The organism is Sphingobacterium sp. UBA1897 (genome assembly GCF_002337775.1).
In the GTDB taxonomy this organism is placed as follows: Bacteria; Bacteroidota; Bacteroidia; order Sphingobacteriales; family Sphingobacteriaceae; genus Sphingobacterium; species Sphingobacterium siyangense.
This window is the reverse complement of record NZ_DDGR01000018.1, coordinates 202,837-212,815: the sequence shown is the minus strand read 5'-3', so window position 1 is coordinate 212,815 and position 9,979 is coordinate 202,837. Positions and strand designations below refer to the sequence as shown.

Here is a 9,979-nt window from a genome sequence, read left to right as displayed (position 1 = left end):
CGATACGAAAGACGAAATTAAACTAGATACCAACGTAAAAGCTGAACCTGAAAACAACAGCACAGAAACACAGGAACCCGCTGCCAGTAAACCCACGGGCTTCAAACCGAGATTCAAAGCTGGCATAACAAAAATTGACAAAAAGGAAGAATAATTTTCACTACATTTAGACTGATTTTTTTAATTATTTTTAAATTCCGATTAAAAACCAAAGACCAATGTTAAAGGAAGAAAGACAAGCATTCATTATACATCAGATTAACCTACATAACAAAGTTTTATCGTCAGATCTAAGTGTTCAACTGAATGTGTCTGAAGATACAATTAGACGTGACTTAAACGAACTCGCGGAGAATGGAAAAGTTCTAAAAGTCTATGGTGGGGCATTATCAAAATCTTTTCAATTCCCATTTCAGGATGGAAACGTATATGCCAAGGAGGCAAAAAAAGAAATTGCCAAGAAAGCAAGCACTTTAATCTCCAATGGAATGACTGTTTTAGTCGGAGGCGGGACAACCTTAATTGAATTAGCGAGAACAATACCCGATCATCTTCAGTGTACGTTTTTTACTATAAGTCCATTAGTTGCACTAGAATTGGCCGAAAAGCCAAACCTTGAAGTCATTTTAGTTGGCGGAAAACTTTCACGCAATACAAACATCGTTTCCGGAGCCCAAGTCGCTAATGAATTGGCAGATCTTAAGGTCGATCTTTGTTTGTTGGGAACAAATTCTCTTTCAGTAGAAGATGGGGTGACCGATTCAGACTGGGAGGTGGTACAAATCAAACGTGCGATGATTAAATGCTCAAAAAAAGTGGCTATTTTAAGTATTGCTGAGAAACTAAATTCAGTTCAAAAAATGAAAGTTGTGCCGTTACGTGATATTTCTTATTTGATTACCGATGTCAATCCAACTGATGTTTCCCTAAAAGAATTTGCGAATACAATTGCAATACTTTAATATTGCCGCTCATTTAATTTAGCATGTCATCGCAAACGAAAAATGACTCTTTAAAATCAAAAACAACAAAAGGACTGCTATGGGGTGGTATGGCCAGTATCATCCAGCAGTTTTTGGGCTTCGGCTTCGGCATCCTACTAAACCGTAAGCTAACAGCAGAAGATTATGGTTTAGTAGCTATGATCACCATCTTTTCTGTTCTCGCCTCCGCTTTTCAAGAAAGTGGATTTGTGTATGGAATTGTCAATAAAAAAGAAGTCGAACATAAAGATTATAACGCGGTATTCTGGACAAGTATAGGAATTGGAACATTTATTTATATTGTTTTATTTTTTGCGGCTCCTCTTATCGCCTTATACTATAATCAACCAGTACTTGTAGAACTTAGCAGATTTACTTTTTTATCCTTTTGGCTAGGTAGCTTTGGTATTGCGCACAATGCTTACCTCTTCCGGAATTTAAAAATCAAAGAAAGAGTCATCACAGGCACCTTTGCGCTTATTGCATCAAATATAGTCGGGGTTTATTTAGCCTATAAGGACTACGCCTATTGGGCATACGCGATCCAAATTGTCTCCTATAGTGGTTTCAATATGCTTGGATTCTGGTATTTTTCCAAATTCAGACCTACTTTCCAGTTCGATTTCCGACCTATTCGCGACATTTTAGGATTTAGCAGTAAAATACTAGTCACCAATATTTTCATCAACATCAACAAAAATATATATGCTGCAATCTTAGGCCGGCATTATACCGCTGAAGAACTGGGATATACCGTGAATCCTAATCGTTGGAGCATCATGGCACAGAATATATTGACCAATATGGTCAATAATGTGACACAGCCCATTTTAAAGGAAATAGAAGATGATAAGGATAGACAAATTCGGGTTTTTCGAAAACTAATTTCCTTTACGGCCTTTTTAGCCTTTCCGATGTTATTTGGTTTAACAACTGTAGCACAAGATTTCATTACTATTGCGATCACCGATAAATGGGCACAAAGTGCCATATTTCTTCAAATATTTTGTATTGGCGCTGCATTTGATTCTGTAAGCAATGTTTTTTCCAACCTCATCATTAGCAAGGGAAAACCCGAAGTTTATATGCGGAATATCATCGTGTTTGGTCTGCTCCAAATCGCTATTCTATTCTTCGGCAAATCATTAGGTCTTGAACTACTCATTGGATTAACCTCAGCATTAAATGCCCTCTGGATATTCGTTTGGTATGCTTCCGCTAAACCTTATATGAATTATTCATTTCGTTATCTTCTGGCAGATATTTTTGCTTATGCATTATTGGCAGCTGCCAGTTGTATTGCAGCTCACTATGCCACCGCAGCTATCGCCAACCTCTATCTACGGTTTGCAAGTACAATTGGAGTGGCTGTATGTGCATATATCATTGTCAATAGAATCTTTAAACCCAGCATTTTGTTGGAATTATTCCACTATTTCCTAACAGTTATCCGAAAAAAATAGATGGCCAAGATTCTCACCATAATCGTCTCTTATAATTTTGAGCCTTGGATCCACAAGTGCTTACCCAGTCTATTGGATTCGAGCTACCCCACAGATATTTTAGTTGTCGACAACAATTCGAGAGACAATACCACACAGATCATAAAAGAAACGTATCCAACAATAAGACTAATAGAAAGTTCCGAAAATCTGGGTTTTGGAAAGGCCAACAACATCGGACTTGACATTGTTTTGAAGGAAGAATATGATTATGCATTTTTAGTCAACCAGGATGCCTGGCTGGATCGGGACTGCATCGCCAACTTAGTGAAAGTAAACGCAGACAATATCGGAATTATCTCGCCTATTCACTACGATGGAACCGAAACAACACTGGACCATGGTTTTGCTTTATATACAAAAAATGCTACTAGCGAAAATTCGCATCGCATTTGCTCTTTCGTCAACGCAGCATTTTGGTTTATCCCCAACCCAGTGATCAGAAAAGTCGGTGGTTTCGCGCCGATCTTTTTCCATTATGGAGAAGATAAGGATTATGCCAATCGCATCAAGTACTACGGGTTAAATATCATTCTCGCCGACAGGGCCAAGGCCTATCACGATAGACAACAGCGTAAAACAGACCGAAAAACCTTTCTGAAAAGCGAATTTGTCTATCATTTGACAGAGTATTGCAATATCAATTATACCTTTGTAAGATCTTTTTCGATGGCCGTATTGGCGAGTCTGAAGAAAATGGGAGCTTCAATTTTTAAAGGTCATATTTTTGAAGCAAAAAGCTACTTAAACATTGCTTTTAGATTGCTGGGCAAATCGGGAGCAGTTTATCGTACTCGTCTAAGCAACAAAAAAGCATACAACAAAATCTATTGATAAATGAACAGTATTGCTCCAGTCATACTTTTTGTGTACAATCGTCCTGATCATACAATAAGAACACTCTCAGCTTTAGAACAGAACAAGCTTGCAGACCAGACTACGCTTTACATTTATTCGGATGCTGCAAAAAACGAAAAATCTGTTCAAGCTGTTATTGAAGTCCGAAAGATTATCAACCAGTCCTGGAACTTTAAAGAAGTTATTATTGTCGAACGAGCAGAAAATTGGGGTTTGGCGGCCAATGTGATCGACGGAGTTACAAAAGTGGTTAATGCACATGGAAAGATTATTGTTTTGGAGGACGATCTGGAAACTGCTGTATTTGCCCTAGATTATTTCAATCAAGCACTGGAGCGCTATAAAGATCAAGATCAGGTGATGGAGATCAGCGGTTATGGTTATCCACTAAAAGATTTAAATAAACTGCCTGAGACCTTCTTTTTTCGGGTCGCCAATAGTTGGGGCTGGGCAACCTGGGACCGCGCCTGGCAACATTTCAATCCGAATATTGATGAACTTGTATCGGATTTTACGGCCGAGCAGATACATCAATTCAGTATCGAGGGAAAAGAAAACTTCTGGAAACAAGTGCAGGAATTTAAGGCCGGAAAGATCAACTCTTGGGCGATACGCTGGTATGCTTCTGTATTCAAAAAAAATGGGTTAGTTTTGTATCCAAGGAATTCGATGACACAGAATATTGGCAACGATGGTTCGGGTACACATACAGCTGCGGAAGCAACTTATCAGGTTACACTAGCAGAAAGCCCTGTACGGTATTTTCCGACGGAAATTTCAGAAAACAAGCAAGCTTATGAGGCCATCAAGTATTTCTATGCACATCGGAAAGGATCTTTATTCAACCGTGGCATCCGATTCCTGAAGAAGAAAATGAATAAATTCAATATATAAACAACATGTCTGCTCATCCCAAATTTTCGATTATAACTGTCGTTTACAACAATGTGCGTGACATAGAACACACCCTGAAATCTGTTGTCAATCAGAGCTATGATCATATAGAGTATATTGTCATTGATGGACAATCAACTGATGGAACATTAGAGATCATCCAAAAATACAGGGATAAAATCACCGTTCTACTCTCCGAAAAGGATAAGGGGATCTATGATGCAATGAATAAGGGATTAGCCTTAGCAACAGGTGATTATGTTCTTTTTCTAAATTCAGGAGATGAGATCTATGATCTCAACAGCATTGAGAATCTTGCCAAACTGAGCGATGACGCGGATATTCTTTACGGCGAAACTATCCTCGTAGATGACAATCGAAATATTATTGGTGAACGGAGGCACAAAGTTCCGGTTCATTTCGACTGGAAAAGCTTTCGATATGGTATGAATATATGCCATCAGGCCATCTATATCAAGCGGGAAATTGCCGAGCCATACGATCTCAATTATAAATTATGTGCTGATATTGACTGGGTTATTCGTTGTGCCAAAAAGGCAAAAAAAACAGTCAATGCACAGCAATATGTAGCCCGGTATCTTGTGGGTGGGATGTCAAAACAAAGACATAAGGAATCCTTGAAAGAGCGCTTCGCTATTTTCAAACACTACTATGGGACCATTCCCAATTTATTCAATCATGGCATCATCGCACTAAAAGCTATTTGGTACCGTCTTAATTATGGAAAACCCCAAGACTAATGTTAAATCCTGAAATCTTAACCGAGCTTGTTACAGTAAAGATGCCCTTTGGTAAATATCAGGGCTACACGTTATGTAACCTTCCTGAACCCTATCTAGTCTGGTATAACCAAAAAGGCTTTCCAAAGGGAAAGCTAGGCCAGCAATTAGCGACACTCTATGAAATAAAGCTTAATGGCTTGGAATACCTGCTCGAACCTTTAAAGAAAAGGTGACGACGGTCATTTTATTCCACTTATTATTTTTTGTAGCTTTGCACTAAATTTATTTTTAGCATTAAACGCCGTTTGCAGCGGTATCAATGAATATCATGACACAATATCAAACTTTGCTGTACTATTGTTACAGCCCTATCGAGGATGCCGAAAAATTTGCATCAGATCACTTAGAATTTTGTAAATCACTGGATCTAGTCGGTCGTATCATCGTAGCTGATGAAGGTCTTAATGGAACTGTTTCAGGTACTGTAGAGGCCTGTAAAAGCTATATGGATGCCATCTATGCCGATGGTCGTTTCAACAAAACAGAGTTCAAAATTGACGCTGTAGATGAACCGTCATTCATTAAAATGCATTGTCGCTATAAAGCCGAAATCGTTCACTCTGGCTTGAGAGATCCAAAAGAAATTGACCCTAACCGTCAAACCGGTGTGCACCTTGAACCGAAAGATTTCTTAGCCATGAAGGACCAAGAGGATGTGGTTGTATTGGATGTACGCTCAAATTACGAGCACAATGTTGGTCATTTTAAAAATGCTGTCACCCTAGATATTGACAATTTCCGCGAGTTCCCAGAGAAAATAAAAGAGCTCGAACAATATAGAGGAAAAAAAATATTAACATACTGCACAGGAGGAATCAAATGTGAGAAGGCATCTGCTCTTTTGTTAAAAGAAGGCTTCGAGGATGTTTATCAATTACATGGCGGAATTATAAAATACGGGAAGGAAGCTGGTGGCGAAGATTTCGAAGGCCAATGCTACGTCTTTGACAATCGTGTTACAGTTGATGTAAACTCTGTCAACCCTTCCGTGGTATCGACCTGTTTTAATTGCGGTAAGCAAACCACTAAAATGATCAACTGTGCCAACCCGACTTGTAATGAACATTTCACACAATGTGATGAGTGCGGCTGGGAGATGGACGGATGCTGCTCGACAGCATGTAAAGAAAACCCCAATAAACGTGAATATGACGGAACAGGATATTATGTCAAGGTACCTCAACCCGTCAATATTGACAAAATCAGCAAAAGAAAACATAAAAATTTCCCGCCGAAAGTATCGGTCGAAGATTAATACGAATTGGACAAAAGTGATGAGGTCGGAAGCTACATACTTCCGACCTCATCACTTTTAAGATCTGCGTCATCTTAACTTAATCCCGTACTAGCTTTTATCAGGACAAATAATAGCTTACTTTCCAAACATACCGGCTATCGAATCAAGAATATTTCCCTTCGCCTGTCCATCGTTATTTTTATCAAAAAAACTACCTGCCAGCCCGCCCAACATGTCCGTAATATTACTCCCTGCTGCTGGCTGCTCTGTTGTTTGGGGCTGTTCTTCTTGGCCACCGCCTAAAAAAGAACCCAAAATACCGCCCAACATACCACCACCTGCATTTTGTGATGTTCCGCCACCTAGTACAGAACCAATTAAATCACCAATCCCTCCGCCACTCGAAGCCTGCTTTTGTTGCCCTAAATACCCCATTACGATTGGAGCAAGTGTGGCCAGTACGCCTGTCACTTGAGAAGAGCTCAAGCCTGCTTTATCCGCAATATTCTGTGTCACGACTTCAGTATTTTGGCCAAACATATGGTTGACAATTTTATTGCCATCTTCAGATCCATTCTGCTCCGTTCCTCCCTGTCCGAATAGATCACCAATTTTATCGAGTATTCCGCTATTGCTATGCTGATCAATAGCATTGTCAATATTTTCTGCCTGGCCTTTGTTTTTCGCATTGTAGTTCAATGCAGCAATCATCAAAGGAACTGCCGCCGCTACTATCCATTTTGCTTTAGATTCACTGACACCAGTAATTTTTGAGATAGTCTCTATCGCTTTAGAGCCTACTCCGCCTGTAACTAAATCTGTTAAGTTCATAAGTCTTCGTTTATAGTTATATCATGAAGATAACGATTTTTTTTGACGAGTTGAGATAATACCTGATTATAAGAAAGCCTCATTGGATTGTGTAATCCGATGAGGCTTTCTTATAATCAACTTTTTAAATTAATAACTTTTATAAATAGCGATATCATCCAATCCCAACCTTCCGTTATTAATCACATTGTTACTTGTTCCTAATCCAAGCTTGGTAACTCTAAAGCGTACTGCCCCCTGAATATTCATTAAGAATACAGCCTGTTTTGAATTCATGCTCTCTGTCGTTGTATGGGCATCTGAAATAGACTCACCTGTTTGTGTCCAAGTTTTCCCATTGTCCGTCGAATATTCCAACTTAAATGTGCTCGAGCGATCTGTCCAGTAGGAGCCATACCAAATAGTAACTTTTGACGCGCCATTTGGCACATCGAAATTCATTTGTACATAACCGTCCACATTTAAATTCTGCTGCATTCGGATAGCATTTTTTCCAGAAACAATACGGTCCCGTCCAGCTGTATTCCCTAAAATAGCTTGATACAGATACCATTGTCCTGTCGGAAAAGAGACCGCGTTTTTATCCTTCATGTCGTAGCTACCTTTCACGCTTGCATCGACAGCATCAAAAGTTTCGGGCCAACCTACATACAATTTACCACTTGCATAAGCCATATCAGCATAACTCTGCATCCTAACTTGTAGCTTTTCGCCCTCCTTAAATGCAATCCCTCTGAAAGAAGCACTTGGAGCAATAGATTGTCCAGCAAATGTCGCATTATCTTGTGTATGTAATGTAATCTCATTTTTATCACCATCCATCAAGATTTTATCTCCTTTCAATGCTGTCCCGGCAGCGGGTTCAGGTTCAACATCAGCTGTAATATCGATATAGGTTGATTCAAACTCATCAAACTTCGACTTTAGACTTGAAACCGCAACAGGCAATGGAGCAATGTTATTACCAGATGAGTAGACTTTAAGCTGCTGATTATTGTCGACTGAAAGAACTAATAAGCCATCTTTTTTAATCAGCTTTGAACCACTAATATTGATCTGAACCGAATCTCCAAATTTAAATTCAGACGCATTCGGAACCTCTACCAGTATGCCGCGGCGTTGATTTCGCCAAATATTCTGTACAGCAAGTGTATTTTCCGGAAGATTCTTATTTTCCACGCGCGAAACGACCACTGCTTTGATATATTGCGCCCCTTGCAGCGAAGACTCATTAAGCTGTAAATCGGAATTTTTATACAGACTGCGTAGCGTATACAATGATATTTCAGGATTTAGTGTCCCTATAGATTCATTGACGTTGTCTTTGATACAACCGGACAGTAATACTGACATTGCCAGCACACTGCATAGTATTGATTTTAACTTTTTCATTGATTAGTTGATTGAAGGTTGCCACCACATTTTTTCATTTATCCCATCTCCCCCCATACGACTCACAGCATCCTGATAATTTACTTTGTTTAAAGATTGTACAATTGTTGGATAATTTAAACGTACCGGCATTTTCCCTTGATTCAACAAGCCCGGACCTTTGTATAAATCCAACAATTGGGTCCTGCGGTACTCGTACCACTGTTGGAAATCCGTAAACAACATTGCGTAATATTTTTGCAAATGTATCTTTTTCAATTTCGCATGATCACTGTCTGTAGCCAGCAATTGAACCTTGTCACTAGCTAGGTAAGTTGTTGGCGCTGTTAATCCCCAATATTCCATGGCTGCATTCACTCCTTTTAAATAGGCTCCAGACGCATCGACCTGAGCATATCCTCTCAGACCACATTCAGCAATAATAAATTGCAACTCTGCATAATTCATAATATTTCCCATATGTGAGTCTGCTTTTAAGCTTGTTAAAAGAGTTGATTGTTGTTCCGGAACATTACCTCGTTTGTATCCGGACTGCATACCACCATACACTCCTAATGTAGCCTCAGTCGCCCAAATTTTTAATCGTGGGTCTGAAAGGTCCAACAGATTATTAATAAAAAATTCTGAATAGCCTTTACTTCCATTAAAATCTATGTCACGGCTATTAAAATAAGGGTTCATGTAAGGCTGTACATTGGTGTAATATAAAGCTGCTGTCTCTGCATTGCTTTGCATCACCGGATATTCGGCGGTATTCGTTTCTAATATTTCTTTGATCTTTGCAACGGTATTGGTCTCCGATTTATGTGCTATACGCAGCAATAATCGCAGATATAAGGAGTTGCCGAATTTCTGCCATTTTGCAGGATCAGAATTAAATATAGGATCCATCGCCAAATTGGTCGATTCAACAGCAACCTTACCTTTTAAAAGCGTATTGGCCTCTTCTAATTTTCTGAAGATATCCGCATAAATATCGGCCTGTTTATCAAATACAGGAGTTAAATTACTATCACTATACCCTTTATTGCTGTCCGTATAAGGTACATCACCATACATATCGGTTATTAACGAACTCACCCAAGCATCCAATATAAGCGAAATACCCTGGTATGTCTGATAACCCTTCTGCTGCCCTTCCCCCGCCTTCTGATAAATATCGCGTATATTCGTCAACTGCACGTACCAACCGGACCAGGTAGATTCAGCTTCTGACGGCCTGATTTCATACCGTTGAATCTCCAAAGCATCATTTACCGTTACCGTCACTTGCATAAGCTCATTATTGATGCGCATATTACGAGACAAATTTGTGTTTAGCACATTAAGTAACGCTGGTGCTATGAGACTTTGTGGTGCAGCCGCAGAAATTGCATTTGGATTTGTATTTATCGCAACAAAGTCTTTAGTGCAGCCCTGTAACATCCCGCAGGCTGCCAACAAAATAAAACCTTTTCTTATATTCTTTTTCATAATGCT

The 9,979-nt window shown here is 39.3% G+C and carries 10 protein-coding genes; 7 read left to right on the top strand and 3 right to left on the bottom strand.

Annotated elements, in window-relative coordinates:
* Positions 1–218: 218 nt before the first annotated feature.
* From B4N43_RS09225 to B4N43_RS09195, 7 genes are all read left to right on the top strand, one after another.
* Entirely contained in the window at positions 219–962 is a 744-nt protein-coding gene (locus tag B4N43_RS09225; protein ID WP_046673148.1) for a DeoR/GlpR family DNA-binding transcription regulator, read from the top strand.
* A 23-nt stretch (positions 963–985) separates the two neighbouring features.
* Positions 986–2,446, top strand: coding sequence for a lipopolysaccharide biosynthesis protein (locus B4N43_RS09220; RefSeq protein ID WP_286734289.1), 1,461 nt, complete (start codon positions 986–988; stop codon positions 2,444–2,446).
* The gene (locus B4N43_RS09215; RefSeq protein WP_286734287.1) at positions 2,447–3,319 is read left to right on the top strand and encodes a glycosyltransferase family 2 protein; all 873 of its coding nucleotides are present in this window, start codon (positions 2,447–2,449) and stop codon (positions 3,317–3,319) included.
* Positions 3,320–3,322: 3 nt separating this feature from the next.
* Positions 3,323–4,237 carry a glycosyltransferase gene (locus tag B4N43_RS09210; RefSeq protein WP_286734285.1) on the top strand — a complete coding sequence of 305 codons (915 nt, stop codon included), beginning with the start codon at positions 3,323–3,325 and terminating at the stop codon, positions 4,235–4,237.
* Positions 4,238–4,242: 5 nt separating this feature from the next.
* Positions 4,243–4,998, top strand: coding sequence for a glycosyltransferase family 2 protein (locus tag B4N43_RS09205; protein WP_075990241.1), 756 nt, complete (start codon positions 4,243–4,245; stop codon positions 4,996–4,998).
* Positions 4,998–5,213, top strand: coding sequence for a DUF3820 family protein (locus B4N43_RS09200; RefSeq protein WP_046673143.1), 216 nt, complete (start codon positions 4,998–5,000; stop codon positions 5,211–5,213). The genes B4N43_RS09205 and B4N43_RS09200 overlap by 1 nt, the downstream gene beginning before the upstream one ends.
* A 95-nt stretch (positions 5,214–5,308) precedes the next feature.
* Complete coding sequence (locus B4N43_RS09195; RefSeq protein ID WP_286734282.1) at positions 5,309–6,295, top strand: rhodanese-related sulfurtransferase; 987 nt, start codon at positions 5,309–5,311, stop codon at positions 6,293–6,295.
* A 117-nt stretch (positions 6,296–6,412) separates the two neighbouring features.
* Here B4N43_RS09195 and B4N43_RS09190 read toward each other — a convergent pair whose 3' ends face one another.
* The 3 genes from B4N43_RS09190 to B4N43_RS09180 all read right to left on the bottom strand — a co-directional run bounded on the left by B4N43_RS09190 (position 6,413) and on the right by B4N43_RS09180 (position 9,973).
* Positions 6,413–7,108 (bottom strand): DUF937 domain-containing protein, encoded by a 696-nt coding sequence (locus B4N43_RS09190; RefSeq protein WP_145328750.1) that lies wholly within the window; start codon positions 7,106–7,108, stop codon positions 6,413–6,415.
* Between the two features lie 129 nt (positions 7,109–7,237).
* Positions 7,238–8,500: a DUF5689 domain-containing protein gene (locus B4N43_RS09185; protein WP_145328752.1), complete on the bottom strand. Its 1,263-nt coding sequence runs from the start codon at positions 8,498–8,500 to the stop codon at positions 7,238–7,240.
* A 3-nt stretch (positions 8,501–8,503) separates the two neighbouring features.
* Positions 8,504–9,973 carry a SusD/RagB family nutrient-binding outer membrane lipoprotein gene (locus B4N43_RS09180; RefSeq protein WP_145328753.1) on the bottom strand — a complete coding sequence of 490 codons (1,470 nt, stop codon included), beginning with the start codon at positions 9,971–9,973 and terminating at the stop codon, positions 8,504–8,506.
* Between the last annotated feature and the right edge of the window lie 6 nt (positions 9,974–9,979).